Source organism: Streptomyces daqingensis (assembly GCF_014645895.1).
GTDB lineage: Bacteria > Actinomycetota > Actinomycetes > Streptomycetales > Streptomycetaceae > Streptomyces > Streptomyces daqingensis.
Genome location: NZ_BMMP01000003.1, coordinates 458,990 through 482,248, shown reverse-complemented (window position 1 = coordinate 482,248; position 23,259 = coordinate 458,990). Strand labels below are relative to the sequence as shown.

The following is a 23,259-nucleotide window of genomic DNA, read 5'->3' as shown; positions in this document are numbered from 1 at the left end:
GCCGCGCGTCGCATGGGACGGGACGGGGCCGCGGCCTCGTCCCGTCGCCGCGTTCAGCGCGCGGGAGCGGGTTCGTGCTGCTGGGCGGCTGACGTCGCCCTCCGCATCGCGTGTTCGACGACGGAGACCAGGATGTCGCGCGCCGATTCGCGGTTCCGCGCGTCCCCCACCATGATCGGCACCTCGGGGTCGAGGTCCAGGGCCTCGCGCACCGTCTCGGCGGGGTAGACGTCGGCCCCGTCGAAGTGGTTCACCGCCACGGTGAACGGGATACGCCGGCGTTCGAAATAGTCGATCCCGGCGAAGCTGTCCTCGAGTCTGCGGGTGTCGACGAGGACGACGGCGCCCAGGGCGCCCTGGGCCAGCTCGTCCCAGAGGAACCAGAAGCGGTCCTGCCCGGGCGTCCCGAACAGGTAGAGCACCAGGCTGTCGTTGATGGTGATGCGGCCGAAGTCCATGGCGACGGTGGTCGTGGACTTCGCCTCCACGCCTGCCGTGTCGTCCACGGGGCGGCTTGCCTCGGTGAGCGTCTCCTCGGTGCGCAGCGGTTTGATCTCGCTGACGGATCCGACGAGGGTCGTCTTGCCGACGCCGAATCCGCCCGCCACCAGGATCTTCAGCGTCACCGGCTCTGCAGGCGACGCCGCGGCGCCGCGCTTAAAGCGCCCGAAGGCCATCGATTACCTCTCTGAGAATGCTTTCGTCCGGCAGCTCCGCCGGAGGGACGGGGCGGCTCACGCGCACCCATTCGGAGTCGATGAGGTCCCCGACGAGAACGCGCACCACACCCACCGGCAGATCGAGTTCGGCGGCGAGCTCGGCCACGGACTGCGGCGCATGCCGGCAGCGGAGGACGATGTCGACGTGCTCCGGGGCCAGCGTGCTGTCCGCGATCACGTCGGCGTCGCGGTGGCTGCCGCCGTCGGGACGGACGGCCGCACCGCCACCGTCACCCTGCCCCGAACCGGCGGCGTCCTCCTGGGGTTTCGCGTCTCCTTCACCGTCCGGACTCTGCGCGATCACCAACGCGATGAGGTCGAGACGTGCCTCGTCCGAGCTGCTGCGTGTGCGGCCGCGCGTCATGGCGTACGGCCGCACCACGGGCCCTGCGGCGTCGTCGAACCAGGGGTCCGTCATCACTGCGTCCCGTCAGATCCCCTCGGCGCCTGCTTGCGTCACCCTTCGGACCCCGAGCGGGGAGCGGTGCCGAGGTGCACGCCGACGCGCTTGACGAGGAGCGTCATCTCGTAGGCGATCAGGCCGACGTCGGCGTCGGCTTCCGCGAGCACGGCGAGGCAGCTGCCGTCGCCCGCGGCCGTGACGAAGAGGAAGGCGTCCTCGAGCTCCACCACCGTCTGCCGTACGCCACCCACGTCGAAGTGGCGGCCGACGCCCTTGGCGAGGCTGTGGAAGCCGGAGGCGACGGCTGCCAGGTGCTCGCCGTCCTCACCGGTCAGCTCCTGCGAGGCTCCGCGTGCCAGTCCGTCCCCGGAGAGCACGAGTGCTTTGCTGATGCTGCCGACGCGCTGGACCAACTCGTCCAGGAGCCAGTTGAGTTCACCGCTTCCCGGGGCAGTGTTCGCTGTGGCTTTCGGTGCGGTCATCGACCGTTCCCCTCCGGTGTCGTTCCTGGTGCTGACTCCGCCGCTTCGTCGGCGGACTCCTCGGCGTTCTGCCGGCGGCCCCGCTGCCAGCCCCGCTGCAGCGAGGCCATGCGGTTGCGGACCTCTTCCGCGTCCCGGTCCGACAGGCCGTCGGAAGCCGTCCCGCGGTCGTCCTGAGCTGACACGCCGTCGCCTGTGTCCCGCTTGAGCTGAGGTGCGAGGCTCGCCTGGCGCACACGGCGCGGCAGACCGCTGACCGTACCGGATCGTGTCCCTCCGGCCGACCGACCGGGTGCCGCATCCGTCTCCGGCGGGCTCTCCGGGCGTTCCCGCCGCTCTTCGCTCTCGCGGCGCTCGGACGCCTCACCGGAGGCGCCGGCGCGAGAGGGCCGCTTCCCGCCTCCGACGGTGCGGCCGTGATCCGAGACGAGCACAGGGGTGTTCGGGCGCCGCCGCGGCAGGGGGGCGAGGCCGTCCCTCCGTGCCTCTCCCTCACCCGAGGGCCGGGCGGACTCGGGCTCGTCGTCCGCCTGCTGGTGCTGCTCCAGCCCCGGCCTGGGCGCACGCAGCGGCACGGGGCCGGAGCGGCGCACGGGCGTGGCGGCCCCGTCGTCGTCGGACTCCGGCGTGCTGTCGCCGTCGACGGCGAACGGGCGCGAGGCGACGCGGTCCGCCTCCTCCAACTCCCCCAGCGGGCCCTCGAGTTCGATGGGTCCGTCCAGGGCGGGCCGGCTCCCGGAGTCAGAGCCGTGCAGCGACGCGGCCGGCTCCTTGCGGGTGAGGGCCTCGAGCCGCTGCCCGGTGACACCGCCCCGGAACGGGAAGCTGCCGGTGTCGCGGCCGGACTCGGACTCCGGCGCCCCGGAGCTCTCGGAGAGGATGCGGCCGGGGATGAGGACCACGGCCGTGGTCCCTCCGTACGGCGAGGGCTGCAGGGAGACCCGCACGCCCTGCCGCTGGGCGAGGCGGGCCACGACGAAGAGCCCGAGGCGGTCGGTGTCGGAGAGCTCGAACTCGGGTGTCTCGGCCAGCCGCAGGTTGGCTTCGAGGAGCGCGTCGGCCGCCATGCCCAGTCCCCGGTCGTGGATCTCCAGGGTGAAGCCGTTGGCGACGCGCTCGCCGAGCACCTGCACGGCGGTGTGCGGCGGGGAGAACACCGTGGCGTTCTCGAGGAGTTCGGCGATGAGGTGCGTGAGGTCGGCGACGGAGCCGCCGTCGACGGCGAGACGGGCCAGGCGGCGCACCTCGATGCGCTCGTACGCCTCGACCTCCGCGACGGCCGCCCGTACGACGTCCATCAGCTGGACCGGCTTGCGCCACTGCCGGGACGGAGCCGCCCCGGAGAGGATGACGAGGCCCTCGGCGTGCCTGCGCATGCGGGTCGTGAGGTGGTCGAGCCGGAAGAGGTCGGCCAGCTCGTCGGAGTCCTCGGTCCGCCTCTCCATGTGGTCGAGCAGCGTGAGCTGGCGGTGGAGCAGGACCTGGTTGCGCCGGGCCAGGTTGACGAAGACCTCCGAGACGCCACGGCGCATGCCGGCCTGCTTGACCGCCGCCTCGACCGCCGCGCGCTGCAGGGTGTTGACCGCCTGGCCGACCTGCCCGGCCTCGTCCTGCGGGTACTCCAGCCGCGGAGCCTCGGTCTCGATGTCGATGGTCTCTCCGGCCGCGAGGCGGCGCATGATGCTCGGCAGCCGGACTCCGGCGGCCTCCTGCGCCTCCCTGCGGAGGGTGCGCAGATCCCGAACGAGGCTGCGGCCGACCCGGAAGGAGATGACGATCGACGCGAGGACCGCCGCGGCGCCGAGCACCGCCGCCGCCCCCGCCTGGATCAGCACCTTGGTGGCGGCGGGCTGCACGCGCTGCTCGTACCGGTCGCCTGCCTCGAAGTTCATGCGCTCGAGGTCGGTGAGGACGGTGGACGTCGCGGACGACCACCGTTCCGCGTTGACGCCTTCCGTGCCCCGGGCGCCGGCCGCGATGATGGCGTCCTCGTAGCTGCGCAGCGTGCGGCCGTCGGTGCCCTCCCAGTAGGTCAGGTAGATCTGCCGTTCCTCGGCGGGCAGTTCGGAGAGCGTCGTGGTGTAGGTGAGGCTGCGCTCGGCCACCCGGTCGGAGAAGGCCCGCCGGTCGCCCTTGGTCATCTTGCCCGAGGCCAGCGCCGCGGCCATCAGCGCGTCCTCGCGGGCGAGATATTCGCGGGCCCTGTCCAGGCCGACGAGGGCGCGGCCCTGCTTGTCGAGGTCGACGTCGTTCAGTCCGCCGAGAGCGGCGACGAACGCGTAGCAGGGGTCGACGAGTTCGTTGTACGCCTGGAAGGCGCCGCCGCGGGTGATCGTGTTCTCCTCGACCTTGCCGCGGATGTCCTCGAGCTCGCCGAACTTCTCCAGCATGGAGTCGAGGCGGGCGTGAGCGTCGATGGAGAGGTTCGAACGCATGCCGGGTTCGCGGGCGTTGGCGCGGAGCCTGCCGACCTGGCGGTCCGTGGCCTGCTGTTGCTTCTTGAGCAGGGTGAGCGCTTCCGAGCCCCGCGGGTCCGCCAGGTAGACCAGGGTCCGCCGCCGCTCCTGCTGCACCGCCTGGGCGGCCTCCTGCGCCGGATCACCCACCTCGTCGACGGTGTTGACGACGTTGAGGAGCTCCTGGGCCTCGAGCCCGGTGATGTAGGTGGCGAAGGCCCATATGGACACCAGTGACAGCAGCGGCACCAGCAACAGCGCCACGATCTTCCGGCGGATGGACCTACCGCGAAAGCGCATGGCCTCCCCTAGTCAACCCCCTCCGCTTGGGGGCGAGTTTCGACAGCAAACGGCGTGAGCCTACTACTGACGCGTGACGTAGTCGTAGATGTGTCCGAGGGGCAAATCCAGCCGTCCAGGGTGCCTCGTCCACAGATGTCACCTGATGCCCGGACCTGCTCAGCCGATTGTGGCGCACGCGACGCCGGTGGAAACGTGCAAGCATGTGGGAGTTGTTGAGCGGGGAAGTGAAGAGACCATGTACGCAAAGCCTCGGCTGCCGGATCCGGTTCGTACGGCCGCGGTACGCGCGCTCCTCATAGTGGCGGTCACGCTGGTGCAGCTGATGGTCGCCGTGCTGTGCTCCCTCGCCGCCGTCTGGCTCGCCTTCCCGATGGTGATCTCGACGGTGGCGAGCACGGTCGTGGCGACGTGGGCGGTGCTGGACGTGTGGGTGACGCGGCAGGTGTGGCGGCAGCGGCACGGCGTGCTGTCCGAACCCAGCAGTGCGGCTCGTCCGCGCCCGCGCGTGCGGGTGAGGCGCGGCGGGGCCGACTGACGGCAGCGCCGCGGCGGTTGAGGGCGGGCGGACGAGCACACCGGCGGGGCGGGAGCGTGGACGTCGGGGCGGAGCGACGTGTCCGCCGGACCGAGCGGCCGGGGCCCGGGGACGGCGCCCGGGCTCGGCGGCTCGCCCCCTCAGGACTCCCCGCGCGGGTCCGCCTGCGAGGGGACCCTGGGCCGCCCCTCCCCCGCCTCCGGGCGGCGGAACATGCGCGTCGCCGTGATCTCGCCGTGCACTGTCTCCCCTTCGGGGTCCTGCGACGGCAGCCCGGGACGCAGATGCTCCTCGACGCTGATGTACTTCAGCCCCGCCCGCAGGTCGGCGTCGTTGCGCAGCCGGATGACGAGGGGGAACTCAGCGAGCGCCGTGGTGTCGAACAGTCCCGTCGTGTACAGCAGTTGGACGCCGAGCGCGTCCGCGACCGCGCGCTGCAGCTCCAGCAGATACGTGGCGTTGGCGCGTCCGATGGGGTTGTCGAGGAAGAGCGTGCCCGCGTGCCGGTGCCGGTCGTGGCCGCGGTCGTTGCTCCGCAGCGCGGCCATGGTGCAGTACAGGGCGATGGCGGCGGTCAGCAGCTGCCCGCCGGAGAAGACGTCTCCCATCTGGCCGACCGGCACGCGCTCCGCCCGCAGCACCGCGTCCGGTTTGAGGATCTCCACGGACACGCCGCGCGGCTCCAGCGCGGCGTGAACTCCCCGCAGGAGCAGTGACATTCCGTCCCGCCGCAGGTCGGAGTTCTTGCGCACGGCGGCGCGCGTGGCCTCGTCGATCACTTCGCCCAGCCGCTCCGCGAGCAGGGCCTGGTCGGGGTCCTCGAAGCGGATGCGCAGAAACTCCTGTCCCGACCACTCCCCCAGCCCCTCCGGCAGCCGCGACAGCCGCTGAGCCGCGCGGAGCGTCGCCAGCGACGACTCCACCAGCCCGCGCAGCCGGTCGACGATGCTGTCGCGGTTGCGCTCCAGCTGCTCCAACTCGTCGGTGAGGACACGCAGCCGGGGAGCGAAAGCACCGGCCCACGCCGCGGCGTGCTCCGGCAGTGCCGACGCGGGCAGTTCGCGGATCTGCTGCCGCGCGGGCGTGCGGACCTGCTCGAAGCGTGCCGAGTTGGCGTGCCGTACGAGCACCTCGCAGGCCTCCCTGACCGCCTGCTCGGCCGTCGACAGGTCTGCCGCGCACCCGCGCAGCGACCGCCGCGCCTCGGCCGCCGCCTGACGGGCCTCCACGGGTGTGCCGGGATACGGCTCGGGAGGCTCCTCGTCGTCGGCGGCTGCGGCGCTCTGCGGATCGCGCAGCAGGTCGCGGAGCATCGAGCCGGTCTCCTCGAAGCCTTCCGCGGCGTCGAGGGCGGCCTGGTGGGCGCGGGTCAGCTGCGCGTGGGCAGCACGCGCGGCGTCCAGTTCGTCGCTGCGGGCGGCGAGTTCGCTGTTCGCGGTGCGCAGCAGGCTCTGGGCGTGCTCCGCGTCGTCGGGGACCAGGGAGTCCGGCAGTGCGGTATGGGCGTCGCCCTCGGCCGGGGCGAGGCGCTCCGCCTCGCCCCGCAGCCTGCCGAGCTGCTCGCTCGCCGCGGCGGCACGGGTCTCCAGCATCTGGACGAGGGACTCCGCTCGCGCCGCGGCTGCCTGCCGCGCCGGCCCGTCCGCCCCGTCCGGGCCCTCCAGGAGCTGTGCGGCGCGGGTGCGGACCTTGTTAGTGAGCCGGTCCAGGGCGGCGAGCGCCGCGGACTCGTCCCCCTCCGCACGCGCCTGTTCGGCTCGCAGGTCGGCGCCGACGCCGACCTGCTCGTACAGCTGGGAGGCGGACCTGTAGGCCTCCCGCAGCGCGGGCAGCGAGCCCTCCGGCGGCGGCGCGCTCTCGTCGACGTCGTCGGGCACGCCCGCGACCTGAGCGCGCTCGGCGCGCAGCGTACGTGCCGTCCGGCGGGCGTCGTCCGCCGCGCGCTGCGCGGCGCGCCGGTCCTCGTCGGCCGCGCGCGCCCGCGCGAGGCAGGACTGTGCGCGCTCCTCCGCCTCCGCCGCCTCGTCGGCAAGGCCGCGCAGCCTGGTGAGCCACTTCGCGCGTTCGCGCAGCCGGAACGCCAGCCCGGCCAGGGCGTCCGCCGCGCGCCGCGCGCGCTGGGCCGCCTCCTGCTTCTCGTCCCGTACGCGGGCGGCTTCGGCGGCCGCCTCCTCGGCTTCCTGCCGCGCCGTGCGGGCCTGGACGAGGTGGCCGCGGGCCGCCTCGGCGGACTCGCGGCTCTCCTCCGCCGCTGCCGCCAGCTCCGCGAGGCGGCCGGGCGGGCATCCCGTACGCCACGACGCGAGGCGGGCCGCGAGGGTGCGGTCGGCGGCCAGACGCGCGGCGAGGGTGCGGATCTCCTCGTCGCGGGCCTGTGCGCGCAGGCGCAGCTGGGTGCGCTCGTCGTCGGCGGCCAGCTCGTCGTGCATGGCGGGGTTGGGCGGGACGAGGAACACGTCCTCCCGGCGGGCTGCCGCCGCCTCCGGGGAGGGCGTCGGAGCCAGGAGCGCCGCCGCCGTGCCGACCGCAACGGCCGAGCGCGGCAGCAGGGCGGCTCCGGCGAGGACTTCACGGGCGCGGGCGTGGCTGCCGGGGTCGGTGATGATGACGCCGTCGACCAGTTCCGGGCGCGCCGCGAGGACGTCGGCGTGGTCCGCGGGGTCGACGGCCTGCGCGAGGTAGCGCCAGCCGGGAAGGGCCGGGACGCCGTGCTCGCCGAGGAACTCGACCGTCGCCGTGACGTCGGGCCCCGGAGGCAGCAGGCCGCCGTCGCCGAGAGCGCCGAGCATGCGGGAGTCGTCGGCCGCGGCCGTGCGCAGCTCGAAGAGCTGGCGCTCGCACGTGCCGACCGCTGCCTCCAGCAGCTCCGTGAGGGCGTCGCCTCCCCTGTCCAGCTCCTCCGCGGTGAGCGGGGCCGGGGAGACCTCCGCGCCGTCCTGGGCGGAGGACTCCGGGCCCGGCGCGGCGCCGTCCTGTCCGGCGCGGACGTCCCCGGCACGGGGGCCCGGCACGGAGGCGGAAGCGGAGGCCGGCGAGGCGTGCGGAAGCCCGAGGAGCTCGGCGAGGCGCTGCTCGCGGCCGAGTTCCTCTGCCGTGCGGCGCTCGGCGGCGTAGGCGGACGCCGCGGCTTCGGCCGCGTCGTCCGCGCGGGCCGCGGCGAGTTCGGAGCGGGAGAGCTCCGCTGCGGTCTCCTGAGCGCGCTCGGCCGTGCGGCGGGCGGTCTCGCGGGCCTGCTCCCATGCCGCGACGGCGCTCTTCTCGGCGTCGCTCGCGGCGAGGGCCGCCCGTGCGGGGTCGGCTTCGCCGTCGCCACTGCCGGAATCCTCGATCCAGCCCGCCCGCACCGCCTCGTCGGTCTCCCGCTCGACCTCCGCGAGGCGCTGCCGCAGGTGTTCGCTCTCGCTGCGGGCGCGCTGGGCCTCGGTGGCGGCGGCCGTCGCGTCACGGTGTGCCGCCTCGCTGTCGGCCTGGAGAGCCGCGGATCGCTCCTCCTCGGCTGCGGCCGTGCTCTCCCCTTCCTCCGCCGCGGCGTGCAGGGCCCGTACGAGGTCGGCGGCGGCCGTGGCCCTGGCGGCCAGGGCGGGCGCCGCGTCGCGCTCGGCCTCGCGGATGGCGGCGGAGACGCGGGCCGCCCGGTCGGCCGCCGCGCGGTGCTGCAGTACGGTCTCCGCCGCCTGCCACGCCGAGTGCAGCGTACGGGCGTCGGTCAGCTCGCGGCGTTGCGCGGTGGCGGCCTTCTCCGCGCGGGCGAGCGCCAGGGACGCGTGCCTGTAGGCGAGTTCGGCCGCGGTGAGGGAGGCGGTGGCACGGGCGTCCGCGGCGCCGGCCACCGCGCGGTCGGCTTCCCCGACCTGCTCGGCGAGTTCGGCCCCGCGCCGGCGTTCGTCCGCGCCGCGGGCGGCGAGCCGTCGGACGAGGGCCCGGGTGCGCTGCTCCGCACCGGCGTGGATGTCGCGGGCGCGCTCGCGCTGCTGCGCGGATTCCGCGATGCGGTTGAGGAGTTCGAGCGAGCCGGCGGTGAAGTCGCGTTCGGCGGTGAGTTCGCTGCGGCGGCCCAGCTTGTGCGCGAAGCCGTGCAGCAGGTCGGCGAGTCCGTCCGTATCGCGGGTGTCGGTGACGGCACGAAGCAGCAGGTCCGTGAAGTCGGAGTCGTTCTTGACCGCGAAGAGGCCGGCGGCCTCGCCCTCGTCGGCGTTCATCTCCCGCTGGTAGCGGAAGAGTTCGGGGTCCAGGCCCAGCCCCGTGAGACGTTCCGTCCAGCGTTCGTGGATCTCCTCCCAGGCCACGTCGAGGTTCGGGTACGCCTTGCCCGTCTCCGTCAGGACGTCGCGGAAGCCCTTCATCGTGCGGCGGCGTCCGCGTGCCGTCGAGGTGCCCTCGACCGCCGGGCGCAGGGCGGCCGACTCCGCCACGGGCAGCGAGTCCAGGTTCATGCCGGGGCCCGGCCGGAAGGAGTACCACGCCTCCGCGAACTTCCGCGGATCGTTGGAGACCTGGCGCCCGCGCCACTCGCTGACCTTGCCGACGACGACCGTCTCGCCGGTGCGGGTGTGCTGCCATTCCAGCGCCACGTGGCCGCAGTCGTCGGCGAGCAGGAACTTGCGCAGCACGCCGGAGCTCGCGCCGCCGAGGGTGTTGCGGTGCCCGGGGAGCATCACGGAGAAGATCAGCTTCAGCAGTACGGACTTGCCGCCGCCGTTCTCCAGGAAGAGGACCCCGGCGGGAGCCGGGCGGCACGGGGGCCCGGCCGGCTCGTCCTCGAAGAAGTCGGCCTGGGCGGGGGCCGGGCTGGGCACCGGGCCGCCGACTCCGCGCAGGTCCAGGACGGTGTCGGCGTAGCGCGCACCGGCGGGCCCGATGGAGTAGAGGCGGATCCGGGACAGCTCGTACATGGCGGGGGCTCTCGTCGTGTGGATAAGGAACTTCGTGCGGGCGGACGGACGGTGCTTGCGTCGGGCGGACAGCGGGACGGCGGGACGTGGTGCGAGCGGACCGGGGTCCCTCGCGGCCGGGGCGGTTCAGGAGTGGAAGGGAAGCGCGGCGTCCCCGGCGATCTCCGCTTCGCCCTCGCCCGGCGGCAGCAGGCTCGCCGTGCCGTCGCTGACGGATACGACGCCCAGCTCCAGCAGCTCCGACATCGCGGCGCTGCCCGCCATGTCCCGGACCTGCAACTGGTAGCGCGGCGTGGTGCGGTAGGTGCCTCCGGCGTCGTCACCGGTGCGCTGGAGGAAGCCGGAGTCGACCAGGAAGGCCACGGCCTTGCCGATGATGCCGGTCGTCGAACCGGCCAGTCGCCGGGCGTCCTTGGTGGCTCCGGTGGCACTGCGGCGCGCGTACACACGCCAGGCCGCTTCCAGGCCGGGCGCTCCCGTGACCGGGTCGGCGTTCTCCCCCGCCTCCTCGGCGCGCTCCTCCAGCCTGCGGCACGCCTGCCGTACGAAGCCGTCCACGCCGTTGACGGTGATGCGGCCGATGTAGCCGTCGTCGGCCAGGTCCTCGGGACGCGGGAAGGCCATCGCGGCCACGGCGAGGTGCGCGAGCCCGTGGAGGAAGCGGTCGGCGGAATCGGCGGTGGCGCGACGCGAATAGTCGCCCATGCGCACGGCGAAGACCGACTCCTCGTCGGCGGCGAGCGCCATGCCGGCGCGGGTGGAGACCTCCAGGACGACGAGGCCGAGGCCGGTGGCCACGGCGTCCGCGAGGCGCGCGAAGGCGGGCTCGTCCCGGTAGCGCCGGAGCAGTTCGGCGTACTCGGCGTCCCGGGCAGGCAGCAGCTTGGGGTGGAGGCCGAAGGACACGAGGCGGGCGGCGTCGGCGGTGTCGGCCGGCGTGACGGCCGTCCGGCCCGCGTCTCCGGTGTGCCCGGCGCGGCCGGTGTGCTCGGCGCGGTCCCCCTCGGACGAGAGGGCGCTCGCCCCGAAGTCCTCGGTGGGGGTGGTGGCTCCGGCGGCGTAACCGGCGACGGCGTCACCGGCCGGGCCGTCGTCTCGGGCCGCCTCGTCACGGTGGTCGCTCACGGGTGCGGTACTCCTCGTGGATCTCTCCGGCCGCGGACCGTGCCGCGGCCTGCTCGCTGGGTGGGCCGGACGCGAAGGCCGCACGGACCGCCGCGGTACCCCGAAGCGGCGTGCGCCCGAAGGGACTTCGCCAGACCGGGCCGGGGCCGCCTCATGCCACCTCCGAGCGGTCCGAGGCCATGCCCTCCGCGTCCAGCAGGGCCGTGCCGACGATGAGGTCCGCCCCGCCGAACTCGGGGTCGTCCAGCTCCTCGCCGTCGTCAACGGCGAAGAGGAGGCGCTGCTCGCCCTGCCGGTAGGCGGTGCCCACTGGCGGCGAGGCCGCGTGGACCGCCAGCAGGGAGACGAGGTACGGGAGTTCCGGATCCTGACGCCTCGCCTCCGCGAGGAGGCCGGAGAGGCGGCGCGGCGCGTCGGCAGGCAGGTCCAGCAACTCCATGGCCCGCTCCAGCTGTTCCTCGCTGAACCTGCTGTCGTCGGGGGTGGCGATCAGGTCCGGCTCGGGCATCTCGGCACCGAGGTGCTCGCGGGGGGCGGGAGGCGTGAGGAGCAGGTCGATCAGATCGCCGACGCGGACGGCCCCGGGGGTGCGCAGCCCCGCGCCCCGTGCGAAGAAGGCGTCGGTGACCCGGCCCGCCTGCTCCAAGGGCAGCGGCAGCAGGGGGGCGAGCAGTTGCCCGTACAGGTCGAGCCCCGCGCGGGCCGCCGGCGGCGCGAAGGCCTGGCGGTCCTGCTCGGCCCGGAAGAGCGGCCCGGCCGCCAGCAGCCGGGACTGGAGCTGGGTGTGGCGGCGGATGCAGTCCTTCACGATGTCGACGAGCTCGGCGGCGCGCCGCTTGTGGTCGGGACCGCGTTCGGAGGCCGCCTCGTCGCGTGCGCGGCGGATGTTGGTCAGGATCGCGTTCTCGTGGCGGTAACGGTCCGCGACATGCTCCAGCGCCTCGCTGATCATGTCCGGGACGGTGCGCAGCCAGTCGACGGCGCGTACGTCCCGCCGGGTGGCCTCCAGCGTGCGGCGGAGCGTCTCGGCGTACTGGACCGTGCGGTAGCGCGCCTGCTCGGCGGCGAGTTGGGCGTCCGCCAGGCGGCCGCGGCTGATGAGGACCTCCAGCTTGACCTCGGCGGCGATCTGGGCGCTGGTCACGTCCGTGTCGAGGGCGCCGACCAGGACGTTGACCGCCTCGTCGGTCGTGCGGAGGTAGACGCTCCCGCCGGGGCCGGGGACCTCCTCGATGAGCTTGAAGTCGTAGTCGCGGCGGACGTAGGCGCCGTCCGGCCCGAACGTGCCGTAGACGGCCCGGAATCCGCGGTCGACGCTGCCCACGTTGACCAGATTCTCCAGTACCCAGCGGGCGACGCGCTCGTGCTCCGCGCCGGGACGGCCGGGCGCCTGGGCCGCGATGCGGGGCAGCAGCCGGGCCACCACGTCCTCGTGGTCGGCTCCGGTGTCGAAGTCCATCTGGAGGGTGACGACGTCGATGGCGCTGAGAGCGACCTCCGCCATGGCGTAAGTGCTGTACTCCCCCGCGAGGTTGGCCTTGCGGACGTCCAGGTCGTGCAGCGGAGCGGTGCAGGCCAGGGCGCGCAGCCGCCGTGCCAGGCCCTCGTCGGCGGCGGGGCCGGGAGCCGGGGACTGGATGATCGGCGGGGCGTGCTCAGTCACGACGGACACACTATGCGGTCACACCGACAACGCCCGAAACGGCCCCTGATGCGGCGTTACATCCCTCGGGCTAGCCGCCGCACCGGCGGGAAGCCTCCACTCGCGGCGCTCTCGGCGTCCCGCGTCCGGGCCGGATCTTCGGCGTCCCGCGTCCCCGGGCTGAGCCTTCAGCGTCCCGCGTCAGGACTCAGCCTGCCGCGGACCGCGCTCTGCACGCCCGCCTCCTCGGCGGGGTCGGCGGCCAGCCGCCGCAGGCGCTCCACGACCCGCTCGTCCCCCGTCGCCGCGTACTCGGCGGCCAGGGCGCGGGTGGTCTCCTCGCAGTCCCACAGGCACTCGACGGCGAAGCCCGCCGCGAAGGAGGGGTCGGTGAGAGCGAGAGCGGCGGCCGTACGGCCCCGCAGCTGCGAGGAGGCGGTCTCGCGGTAGACGTGCCGCAGCACGGGCGCGGCGCAGTCGACGCCCAGCCTGCCGACTCCGTCGACCAGCGGCCACAGCGCGCCGCTGTCGGGGCCCTCGTCGCGGACGGTACGACGCAGCGCGCGGAGCACGGCGTCGGCGTCGTGCGCGCCGCCGCAGCAGGCGAGCATCTCGGCGGCGGCGGTCTGCAGGCCGCCGGGCAGCGTCCCCTCCGGCGCGGCCGCCCACTGCCTGGCCCGGACGACCGCCGCGGTGCTGCGCATCCGCGCGAAGGAGGCCAGAGCGGCCTGGGAGACCAGCGCGGCGGGGTCGGCGGCGGCCTCCTCGATCAGGGTGAGGGCGTCTTCGTCCCCCCGCTCGGCCAGGTGGCGCAGCGCGGCGGCCCGTGCGGCCTCGCGCGGCCCGCGGGCGGCGGCGAGCAGCTCGGCGCGGTCCTCGGGGCCGGCCACGGCCGACAGGCAGCGGGCCGCCGCCGATTCCCGTGCGACGCGCGGATGCTGGTCGTGGCCCTCCTGCGCCCAGTCGAGGACGGCGCGGACGCTCCAGCCCGGGCGGGGGCCGGAACCCCGCAGCTGCCGCTGCCAGCGGTCGAAGGAGCCGTGTTCGCGCACGCGCAGCAGCCGCTCGCCCTGGCCGGGACGTGCGGAGTCCTCCGCCCACAGCCGCCAGGGGCGAGGTTCGAAGGCGTTGCGGGCCGCGGCGGCCAGCGCCACGTCTCCCCGGCGGTCCTCCGGGAAGCGAGCGAGGACGGCCGGGCCGAGCGCGCGGAGCGCCTCGTCGTCGTCGCGCACTGCCAGTTCGTCCAGAGCCCACTGCCAGTTCGCGCCGGACTCGGCGTAGCGGCGCAGCAGTTCGAGCGCGCCGCCGTCCCGGTAGGAGGCGAGGTGGCCGAGCACGGACAGCGCGAGACCCGTGCGCACTTCGGCGTCGTCCTCGGCGGTGAGCTGGTCGTCCGGATGGAAGAGGTGCTCCTCGATGTCGTCGAGGGCGGCGTCCAGCTCCATGTGCAGACGCGCGTAGTACAGGGAGCGGTGTTCGATCTGCCAGTCGCGGCGTGGGTCGTTGAGTACGCACTGCCTGAGCGCGGCAAGGGCTTCGGCACGCGGCGCCGCCAAGGCGTGCAGCGTGCCGTCGCCGCGGCCTCGCTGCAGGAGGCCGAGCAGCGTACCGCTGGGCGCTATGTCTGAATCGACGGGCTCGACGAACATGAGGTCAGCATCCGGTGCGGGGTCTCCGACTGGCAACGGGATTTCCGTTGACCAGCATCCTTGCCGTTGCACGCGGTTCTACTCCTGGGTTTCCCGGCGGTGCGGAACGCGCGTGTCCGGCGTCGGGAGCCTACCGGGAATCAGCCCTTCCGCGACGCGCCGAGGACCCTTCCCCGGCTCCAACCGGCCCCGGGCCGCGGACAAATGCCCGCAGCACCACCGGATCGGGTATGGCAAAACCACTTACGGCCGGTCGCAGCCTGTGCAACAGTCGTAACCGAGCCCTCATCCCGTATCGGAGAGAACGCATGCCCTCCCACCTCGATGCGGACCGCCCGGCGTCCCAGCCGCCCGAGCGCGGCACGCTGGACTCGCTCATCACGCAGGCGCGCCGACTGCGCGGCGGGATCGACGCAGTCCGCTCGAGCGCGGCGGGCGCGGGCGGGGAAGAGGCGGGCGACCCCACATCGCGGTGGAAGCGGGCGCTGTGCGATCTCGCCGCCCGCCACCTGGACGGCCTGGGCGAGCACTTGGGCCAGCTCCGCGCGGGCGCCCCGGCAGCGGGCGCGGACGCCCCGGAGTGGCACGGCGCGGACGGCGGGGCGGCGGAGGGTCTCGCAGCCGCAGGTCAGGCGCCTCCCGGAGACCGGTTACCGGCGCGGTCCGGCAGCGCCGAGTGGAACCTTCTGACCGACGACGTCTCCTGGTCCGCGGAGCTGTACGCCATCTTCGGGCGCGCACCGTCCGAGGGCCCGCTCTCCCTGGACGAGCTTCCCTCGTGGGTGCTGCCGGACGACCAGCCGCTGCTCGCCGCGGCGGTGACGGACTGCCTCGTGGACAGCCGCCCCATCGACCGCGAGTTCCGCATCATGCGGCCGGACGGCGCCGTACGCACGCTGCATCTCCTCGGGGAGCCCGTCCTCGACGACCACGGCGGCACCGCGGCCATGTGGGCGGTCGTCCGGGACGTCAGCGAGCTGCGCCGGAGCGAGCTGGCCGTCCTCGAGTCGCGCGAGACGGTGCGGCACGAGCAGCACGCGGCGCAGGCCGAGCGGCGCATCGCCGTCGAACTGCAGGAGTCGGTGCTGCCGCAGTGGAGGGGCTCCCGGCGCTTCTCCCGCTCCGACGGCTCCCTCGACATCGCCTCGCACTACCTCCCCTCGGCGACGAGCACCCTCATCGGGGGCGACTGGTACGACGCACTCGAACTGCCCGACGGCGCCACGCTGCTGTCCGCGGGCGATCTGACCGGCCACGGAGTCGCGGCGACGTCGGGGATGGCCATGCTGCTGGGCGCGGTCCGCGGCATGGCGGTGGCGGGCGTCGAGCCGGGGGCGCTGATGGGTCACCTGAACCAGCTCCTCGACTCCGCCGCACAGCCGGCCCTGGGCAGCGCGGTGTGCTGCCGCTACCGGCCCGCGGACCGCACCCTGACGTGGTCGCAGGCCGGGCATCCCGCACCGCTGCTCTTCCGCGGGGGCGAGGGGCGGGTGCTGCGGCCGCCGGAGGGCGTGCTGCTGGGCGCGGCCCCGGGCGCCGCGTACGGGCAGCGCACCGAGGTGCTGGAGGCGGGCGACCTGCTCGTCCTGCACACCGACGGACTCACCTCGTACGGCGACGCGCCCTCCGGGACGGGCCTCGATCCCCTGCTGCCCGGCGGGCACGTGCAGGACGGCGGCTCACAGCGGCTGCTGGCTCTCGCCGGCCGGTTCGCCGCGGCGCGTACGGCTCAGGAGTGCGTTCGCGCCGTCGTCGAGGAGTTCGGCGACCGCGAGGGCCGGGACGACGCCTGCGTGCTGGTCGCCCGGGTCGGCGGCTGACGCCTGAAGGCCGGCGCCCCACTGCCGCGTCCGGTGTGTGCCTCCCGCGCAGGCGCCGCGCGTCCGCAGTCCGAGGGCCGGCCGTCGCGAAACCGACCCCCGGCAGCCCTTGACACTGCCTGGCTCAACTTTTATGCAGGAAGTGTAGGCATTCGCCGCGGCCTTGCGGCAGTGGGGCGCGGCAGACCGGTCCCGGTACCGGCCATGGCCCGTTCGCCTGCTGCTCCGGGGCCGCTCGCCGATTTTCGCGACGGTGACGGCGTAGGAGAGGTGAGTCGAGGTGGCCCGAGCAGTCGGAATCGACCTGGGGACCACGAACTCCGTGGTGTCCGTACTCGAAGGCGGTGAACCCACCGTCGTCCCGAACGCCGAAGGAGCCAGGACGACCCCGTCCGTGGTGGCCTTCGCCAAGAGCGGGGAGGTCCTCGTCGGCGAGGTCGCCAAGCGGCAGGCGGTCACGAACGTGGACCGCACCGCGCGGTCGGTGAAACGCCACGCCGGAGATCCGGAGTGGCGCTTCCCGGAGTCCGGCGACGTGGACGGCAACCGGTTCACCGCGCAGGAAATCTCCGCCAGGGTGCTGCAGAAGCTGAAGCGGGACGCCGAGGCGTACCTCGGGGAGGACGTGACCGAGGCGGTCGTCACGGTCCCCGCCTACTTCAACGACTCCCAGCGCACCTCCACCAAGGAGGCCGGCGAGATCGCGGGCCTGAACGTCCTGCGGATCATCAACGAGCCGACGTCGGCGGCCCTGGCCTACGGGCTGGACAAGGAGAACGACCACACGGTCCTCGTCTTCGACCTCGGCGGCGGCACCTTCGACGTCTCGCTGCTGGAGATCGGCGAGGGCCTGGTGGAGGTGAAGTCGACCTCCGGCGACACCGGGCTCGGCGGCGACGACTGGGACCAGCGGGTCGTCGACCACCTGGTGAAGCAGTTCAAGAACGGCCACGGCATCGACCTGTCGAAGGACAGGATGGCGGTCCAGCGGCTGCGCGAGGCAGCCGAGAAGGCGAAGATCGAGCTCTCGTCCGCGACCGAGACCAACGTCAACCTCCCCTACATCACGGCCACGGACGAGGGTCCGCTGCACCTGGACGAGAAGCTCACGCGCGCCCAGTTCGAACAGCTCACCGCGGACCTGCTGGAGCGCTGCAAGGAGCCGTTCCACGCGGCGGTGCGGGACGCCGGCATCGAGGTGTCGCAGATCGACCACGTGATCCTGGTCGGCGGCTCCACGCGGATGCCGGCCGTGACCGGCCTGGTGAAGGACCTCACGGGCAAGGACCCGCACAAGGGCGTCAACCCCGACGAGGTCGTCGCCATCGGGGCCGCGCTGCAGGCCGGAGTGATCAAGGGCGACGTGAAGGACGTGCTGCTGCTCGACGTCACCCCGCTGTCCCTCGGCATCGAGACCAAGGGCGGCGTCATGACCAAGCTCATCGAACGCAACACGACCATCCCGACGAGGCGTTCCGAGGTCTTCACCACGGCGGCGGACAACCAGCCGTCGGTGACGATCCAGGTCTTCCAGGGCGAGCGCGAGATCGCGGCGTACAACAAGAAGCTCGGCTCCTTCGAGCTGACGGGACTGCCCCCGGCGCCGCGCAACGTCCCCCAGATCGAGGTCACCTTCGACATCGACGCCAACGGGATCATGCACGTCTCCGCCCGCGACCAGGGCACGGGCAAGGAGCAGAAGATGCAGGTCACCGGCGGCTCCAGCCTGCCGAAGGAAGAGATCGACCGCATGATGCGGGAGGCGGAGCAGTACGCGGAGGAGGACCGCCGGCGCCGCGAGGACGCGGAGACGCGCAACCAGGCCGAGCAACTCGTCTATACGACGGAGGACTTCCTCAAGGAGAACCAGGAGAAGGTCCCGGGCGACGTCAGGTCGGAGGTGGAGGAAGCCGTCGCGGACCTGAAGGAGCGCCTCAAGGGCGAGGACACCGCCGCCATCCGCCACGCGAGCGAGCGGGTCGCCGCCGTCAGCCAGAAACTCGGCCAGGCGATGTACGGCGACGCCCAGGCGGGCGGCGCGGGCGGTGCCGCCGCCGGCGGGGCAGCGAGCGGGACCGAGCCCCCCGGGCCCGGCGGAGAGGACGCCCAGGAGGACGTCGTGGACGCCGAGATCGTCGACGACGAGAAGGGGGAGGGCACGGGGGACGAGAAGGGCGCCGCGTAACCGTCCGCCCCAGGTCGTCGGGCAAAGGCCGGAGCGCCGGGCACTCGCCCCGAGTGCCCGGCGCTCGGCGTGCGTCGAGAACCTTGACGGCGGCTCACCCGGAAAGGGGGCCGGCGCCTCAGGCGGACGGAGCGGACAGCCGGCGTGCGTGGGGTCGACAGCCTCGCTTCGCCCCGGCCCCGCTGCCGGGAGCCGGGTCGGGAGCCGGACCGGGCTCGGGACCCGGCGTCGGGGGCTGCGGGTTCGGCGGTACGGGATCGGGCCCTCCCGGCCCCGGCGGAGGCGGCGGCACCGGATCCGGGCCGGGGGCGGGGGCCGGTCCCGGTGCGGGTCCGGGCTCGGGACCCGGAGGGCCCGGCCCCGGACCGGGTGTGGGAGGGGCGGGTTCCCTCAGAGCCGGGCGCGGCGCCCCGTTCGTCCTCGTCGCGCTTTCGCGGGTGGACGGCGTCATCTGTCCTCCTCGGTACCTTCGGCCGCGCGCACCCTGCGGCGGCCGTACCGGACCGGGTACCCGGAATCCGGGGCGCGTGCCCCCGCCGGCACCGGAATGGCAGCGCTTCGCGGAGGGCGCCGGTGTCACCCGAGGCCTGCCGCCCCGCGGCGCCGGCAGCCAGGCGTCCCCGGTCCCCGGTCACACACCGGGAGCCCGGCCCGTCCGACTCCCGGGCAGCGCCGCCGTCTTGCGAAGAAGGAGGGCCAGGGAAAGGGGTGAGCGGTCCGCGACAGCGGAGCGCTCAGGGGGCGATGTGCGGCGGCCGGCGGGTTTGCCGCGGTACGCCGCCGGCAGCTGTGCGCCGACGTGGAGCCGTACCGCCGCAGCGTGGATCGGCGGGGCAGCCAGACGCCTGCGCAGCGGTCCCCTGACTGCCCGCCGGTAAGCGGGACATGCCGTGCACTCCTCTCAAATTCCGCTTCCGCGTTCATAGTTTGGAGTCACACCAGGCTCTCTTGACGCAGAGGTCTTCCGAGGTAAGGCTTTCGCTCACTCATGCGGAGGCCGTCAGGACGGACGCCTTCACATGGTGAACACATCTGAACGGGCCTTGTGGGGGCCCGACTTCACGCCTCACCTGGAGGACGCGTGTCTACGAACTCCCGCCGGAACTTCCTCCGAGCCGCACTCGTGGGGGCGTCGGCCATCGCCGCCCCCGTGCCGCTGGCCGGCACCGCCTCGGCAGCCGGGCAGTCCGGTACGCGCAGCGGCGCGGCAACAGCGGCAGGGGAAGCACCGGGAGGTCCGGGCAAGGACGCGCGCTTCGACCCGGCGGACAAGGTCGGGTTCGGCACCGCCCGCGGAGAGCGCAGCCTCGCGTGGTTCACCCTGCAGGGCGGCAGGATGAGCGAGACCTACTACCCCGACCTCAGCACGCCCGCCAGCCGCCACACGGAGCTCGTCGTCACCGACGGCAGGACGTTCGTCCAGCGGGTCGGGCAGGCGGACACGCGTACCGAGCTGGTCGGCCACGGCGGCGCCCCCCGGTACCGGCAGACGAGTCAGGGCGAGGGCTGGTGCGCCGTGACGCACTACGTCACGGACCCGGAGCGCTCCAGCGTCGTCATCGACGTCGAGGTCCGGTCCCAGAACGGCACGCCGCTGCAGGTCTACGTGCTCCACGACCCCGCGCTCTCCGGTGACGGCAACGACGACGAGGCGTACCCGCAGGACGGCGCACTCGTCGCCCGGGACAAGAACGCCGCGAGCGCGCTGCTGGCAGAGGACGGCTTCGCCGAGTCGACCGTGGGCTATCTCGGCGTGAACGACGGCTGGACCGAACTCTCCGAGAACGACGGCCGGTTGAAGAACCACTACGCCACCGCGGGACCCGGCAACATCGTCCAGCTGGGACGGCTGAGGATGGACGGCCGCTCCCGCACCCGGCAGACCGTGGTGCTGGGTTTCGGCAAGCGCGCCGACGACGCGGTGAAGACGGCCCGCCGTTCGCTGCGGTCCGGGTTCCACGCCTCCGCACATTCGTACGACGCCGGGTGGACCGCCTACCTCGCGACCCTCCCGCAGCCGCCCGCGTGCCTGCGCACTCCGGGGGACCGCGCGCTCTACACGGCGTCCGTGGTGACGCTGGCGGCGAGCGAGGACAAGAAGAACCCCGGCGCGTTCATCGCCTCTCCCTCCATGCCCTGGGACTTCGGCTCCCGCCACGTGGTCCCGGAGACGGGCCCCTACCACCTCGTCTGGCCGCGCGACCAGTACCAGATAGGCACCGGGCTCCTCGCCGCGGGCGACCGCGCGGCGGCCGGCCGCGCACTGGACTACATGCTCCGGACCCAGCTTCCCGACGGGCACTGGCCGCAGAACTGCAAGGTCGACGGCGAGCCCTTCTGGACGAACATCCAGCTCGACGAGACGGCCGCGCCGATGCTGCTGGCCTGGCTGCTTGACCGCCACGACGACAGCACGCTCGAACAGCTGGAGCGGGCTGCGGACTTCATCCTCGGATACGAAAGCGAGGAGGGCTACAAGGCGCCCTACACCCAGCAGGAGCGCTGGGAGGAGCAGTCGGGCTACTCGCCCGCGACGATCGCCTCCGTGATCGCCGGGCTGGTCTGCCTCGCGGACCTGCTGGACCGCGGCGGCCAGGGCTCCAAGGTCGCCAAGTACCTAGAGGCCGCCGACAAGTGGCAGGAGTCGGTCGAGAAGTGGACCGTCACCACCAACGGCCCCGACTCGGACGAGCCCTACTACCTGCGGCTGACGAAGAACGGGAAGCCGAACTCCGGCAAGAAGTACGAGCTCGGCAACAACAGCGAGACCCCCGTCGACCAGCGCACCGTCGTGGACGCCGGCTTCCTGGAGCTCGTCCGGCTGGGAGTCAAGGCCGCCGACGACCCGGTGGTCCTCAACTCCCTCGACGTCGTCGACCGCAAGATCGCCGTCGACACGCCCTCGGGCCGCCACTGGTACCGCTACACCGGCGACGGCTACGGCGAGCAGCCGAACGGCGAGCAGTGGACCGTCAACCGCCCTGAGGTGAAGACCACGCACGGCCGGCTGTGGCCGATCTTCGCCGGTGAGCGCGGAGAGTACGAACTGCTCCGCGGGGACCGGCGATCGGCGGCGGGCAGGCTGCGCGACATGGCCCGCACCGCGAGCGAGACGCTGACGCTTCCGGAGCAGGTCTGGGACGAGCGGCCTCCGGTTCCCCGCGAGAAGCCGGGCACAGCCACCGCCTCGGCGACTCCTCTGGCGTGGACGCACGCGCAGTACCTGCGTCTCGCGCGGTCGCTCGAGCACGGCGCGCCGGTGGAGTTCCCCTCCGTGGTCGCCGAACGCTACGTGCGCCGCTGACGCACACGGGAGACCCCGCTACGGCTCCCCGGCCCGCTCCGGTGCCCTCCGGCCTGCGCTCAGACGCTGCGCAGGCCGCGAGCGCCGGGCAGGCGGGGAGGCGCCTGCTTGTGGTGCCTCGGCATCGCGAGCTGGATCTCCTCCCGCAGGTCCGCGATTCCCGCGTGGCTCGCGTACTTGCCCGTCAGCCGGTACATCTCCCGCAGCCGGTCCCACGTGCGGTGGGAGGAGTTCTCGCCGATGCTGACGAGGGCCAGCCGGGCGTAGCGGTCCGCCTGCTCGGGTTCGTCGGCGATGAAGTAGGCCGAGGCCAGGGAGATCCAGTCGAAGATCTTCGAGCGCTGCCGCTCGTGCGCCCGCAGCTGCAGCGCCTGCTTGGCGTGGCGTTCCGCGGAGCCGGCCGCGGCGGGCTCGTGATCGGCGAGCGTGCGGTAGGCCAGCGCCTCCATGCCGTGCAGATCCGCCTCGTCGAACATCTGCATCCAGCTCGGCGGCGGTACGTCGCCCTTGTCCGACGCGAACAGCTCCTCGGCCTTGCCGAGGGTGCGGCGCATCGCCTGGCCGCGCCCCATGGACGCCTGCGCCCAGGCCTCGATGGTGTGCAGCATCGCCTGCGTACGCGGCAGCGTCTCCTCGCCTGAGCCCGCTCGCGCGAGCTTCATCAGGTCGAGGGCCTCGTCCGGGCGTCCCAGATGCACCATCTGGCGTGCCGCGCGGGAGAGGGCCTCGCCCGCACGCGGACGGTCCCCGCCCTCGCGCGCGGCGTGCGCGGCGATGACGAAGTACTTCTGCGCGGTGGGCTCCATGCCCACGTCGTGCGACATCCACCCGGCGAGCACTGCCAGGTTGGCGGCGACGCCCCACAGCCGCCGCTGGAGCCGGTCGGGATGGTGGTACGCGAGCATGCCGCCCACCTCGTTGAGCTGGCCGACCACGGCCTTGCGCTGGAGTCCTCCGCCGCGGGCCGCGTCCCAGGCGCGGAAGACCTCGACCGAGTGCTCCAGCGCCTCGATCTCCTGGGACCCCACCGGGGCCGCGTCGTACCTGTCGATGGCGGCCTGGTCCGCGTAGCGGACCGGGCCGGGGCCGAAGGAGCCGGAAGCGGGGGCCGGCGCCGTACGGAGCCAGTCGTACATGGCACTGGTGAGTGCCGATCCTGCGGTGAGCGCGGCGCCCGCACCCACCAAGCCGCGTCGGTTGAGCATGAGGTCCATTCCCGTGAATTCGGTGAGGACCTCGGCTGTCCGGTCGGGTGCCCACGGCATCCCGTCGAGACCGGAATGCTGCCGTCCGGCAGCTCTGCCCGGCTTGCTGAACCCGAGGTCCTCGATGGTCACGACACGGCCGAGTCGCTCGGTGAAAAGAGCCGCAAGCACCTTCGGCACCGGATCACGCGGGGTCTCCCCCATGTCGATCCACCGCCGCACCCGCGAGGTGTCGGTCGCCAGCTGCGCGTGGCCCATGGCCGCCGACTGCCGGTTCACGAGTCTCGCGAGTTCGCCCTTGGACCATCCGGCCAGCCCGAAAAGGTCCGCGAGGCGGGTGTTGGGTCCCTTGGTCACGTCAAGCCCCCAGGTTCTCGGCTTAGTTGACATTAACCCCCGCCCAACTGCCCCGGAACTATTCGCCAGGGTTCGCCAGGGTCCGCCAGATGGTGTGCCACCCGCGCGCCCGGGTGTGCTGTATGCACGCGCCACTCCGGCCAGGTCCCGGGACGGCCCGCATTCCCCAGGGTGCGGACCGC

The 23,259-nt window shown here is 73.5% G+C and carries 13 protein-coding genes; 4 read left to right on the top strand and 9 right to left on the bottom strand.

The features are described from left to right. Positions 1-53 precede the first annotated feature (53 nt). The 4 genes from IEY56_RS07095 to IEY56_RS07080 are packed head-to-tail and all read right to left on the bottom strand — an operon-like array spanning position 54 to position 4,360. Positions 54-677, bottom strand: a complete 624-nt coding sequence (locus tag IEY56_RS07095) for a GTP-binding protein (RefSeq protein WP_189036196.1) — start codon at positions 675-677, stop codon at positions 54-56. Then, entirely contained in the window at positions 658-1,137 is a 480-nt protein-coding gene (locus IEY56_RS07090; RefSeq protein WP_189036195.1) for a DUF742 domain-containing protein, read from the bottom strand. Before IEY56_RS07090 ends, IEY56_RS07095 begins: the two co-directional genes overlap by 20 nt. A gap of 38 nt (positions 1,138-1,175) precedes the next feature. Then, positions 1,176-1,604, bottom strand: a complete 429-nt coding sequence (locus tag IEY56_RS07085; RefSeq protein WP_045865623.1) for a roadblock/LC7 domain-containing protein — start codon at positions 1,602-1,604, stop codon at positions 1,176-1,178. Further along, entirely contained in the window at positions 1,601-4,360 is a 2,760-nt protein-coding gene (locus tag IEY56_RS07080) for a sensor histidine kinase (protein ID WP_189036194.1), read from the bottom strand. Before IEY56_RS07080 ends, IEY56_RS07085 begins: the two co-directional genes overlap by 4 nt. 238 nt (positions 4,361-4,598) lie before the next feature. Here IEY56_RS07080 and IEY56_RS07075 point away from each other — a divergent pair, with 238 nt between their 5' ends. Then, positions 4,599-4,898 carry a hypothetical protein gene (locus IEY56_RS07075; RefSeq protein WP_189036193.1) on the top strand — a complete coding sequence of 100 codons (300 nt, stop codon included), beginning with the start codon at positions 4,599-4,601 and terminating at the stop codon, positions 4,896-4,898. 140 nt (positions 4,899-5,038) lie between these two features. On the opposite strand, the gene IEY56_RS07070 is transcribed toward IEY56_RS07075, so the two are convergent. The 4 genes from IEY56_RS07070 to IEY56_RS07055 form a co-directional block, all read right to left on the bottom strand. Next, on the bottom strand, positions 5,039-9,790 hold the full coding sequence (locus tag IEY56_RS07070; protein ID WP_189036192.1) for a hypothetical protein: 4,752 nt from the start codon (positions 9,788-9,790) through the stop codon (positions 5,039-5,041). Between the two features lie 126 nt (positions 9,791-9,916). Beyond that, entirely contained in the window at positions 9,917-10,915 is a 999-nt protein-coding gene (locus IEY56_RS07065; RefSeq protein ID WP_229711672.1) for a hypothetical protein, read from the bottom strand. A gap of 151 nt (positions 10,916-11,066) precedes the next feature. Further along, positions 11,067-12,578, bottom strand: a complete 1,512-nt coding sequence (locus tag IEY56_RS07060; protein ID WP_189036191.1) for a hypothetical protein — start codon at positions 12,576-12,578, stop codon at positions 11,067-11,069. A 167-nt stretch (positions 12,579-12,745) separates the two neighbouring features. Further along, positions 12,746-14,206: a HEAT repeat domain-containing protein gene (locus tag IEY56_RS07055; RefSeq protein ID WP_189036190.1), complete on the bottom strand. Its 1,461-nt coding sequence runs from the start codon at positions 14,204-14,206 to the stop codon at positions 12,746-12,748. Positions 14,207-14,514: 308 nt separating this feature from the next. Here IEY56_RS07055 and IEY56_RS07050 point away from each other — a divergent pair, with 308 nt between their 5' ends. The 3 genes from IEY56_RS07050 (at position 14,515) to IEY56_RS07040 (ending at position 21,515) form a co-directional block, all read left to right on the top strand. Next, entirely contained in the window at positions 14,515-16,026 is a 1,512-nt protein-coding gene (locus IEY56_RS07050; protein ID WP_189036189.1) for a PP2C family protein-serine/threonine phosphatase, read from the top strand. 280 nt (positions 16,027-16,306) lie between these two features. Continuing rightward, positions 16,307-18,211, top strand: a complete 1,905-nt coding sequence (dnaK, locus tag IEY56_RS07045; protein ID WP_189036188.1) for a molecular chaperone DnaK — start codon at positions 16,307-16,309, stop codon at positions 18,209-18,211. Between the two features lie 1,081 nt (positions 18,212-19,292). Further along, positions 19,293-21,515, top strand: a complete 2,223-nt coding sequence (locus IEY56_RS07040; protein ID WP_229711671.1) for a glycoside hydrolase family 15 protein — start codon at positions 19,293-19,295, stop codon at positions 21,513-21,515. 59 nt (positions 21,516-21,574) lie between these two features. Here the strand turns inward: IEY56_RS07040 and IEY56_RS07035 are convergent, their stop codons facing one another. Continuing rightward, positions 21,575-23,077, bottom strand: a complete 1,503-nt coding sequence (locus IEY56_RS07035; protein ID WP_189036187.1) for a DNA-binding protein NsdB — start codon at positions 23,075-23,077, stop codon at positions 21,575-21,577. Positions 23,078-23,259 lie beyond the last annotated feature (182 nt).

Excerpts from the sequence above, each read along its gene's own strand:
- IEY56_RS07070 (WP_189036192.1), bottom strand. The coding sequence starts at position 9,790 with ATGTACGAGCTGTCCCGGATCCGCCTCTACTCCATCGGGCCCGCCGGT.
- IEY56_RS07095 (WP_189036196.1), bottom strand. The coding sequence starts at position 677 with ATGGCCTTCGGGCGCTTTAAGCGCGGCGCCGCGGCGTCGCCTGCAGAG.
- IEY56_RS07050 (WP_189036189.1), top strand. The coding sequence starts at position 14,515 with ATGCCCTCCCACCTCGATGCGGACCGCCCGGCGTCCCAGCCGCCCGAG.
- IEY56_RS07080 (WP_189036194.1), bottom strand. The coding sequence starts at position 4,360 with ATGCGCTTTCGCGGTAGGTCCATCCGCCGGAAGATCGTGGCGCTGTTG.
- IEY56_RS07085 (WP_045865623.1), bottom strand. The coding sequence starts at position 1,604 with ATGACCGCACCGAAAGCCACAGCGAACACTGCCCCGGGAAGCGGTGAA.
- IEY56_RS07055 (WP_189036190.1), bottom strand. The coding sequence starts at position 14,206 with ATGTTCGTCGAGCCCGTCGATTCAGACATAGCGCCCAGCGGTACGCTG.
- IEY56_RS07075 (WP_189036193.1), top strand. The coding sequence starts at position 4,599 with ATGTACGCAAAGCCTCGGCTGCCGGATCCGGTTCGTACGGCCGCGGTA.
- IEY56_RS07090 (WP_189036195.1), bottom strand. The coding sequence starts at position 1,137 with ATGACGGACCCCTGGTTCGACGACGCCGCAGGGCCCGTGGTGCGGCCG.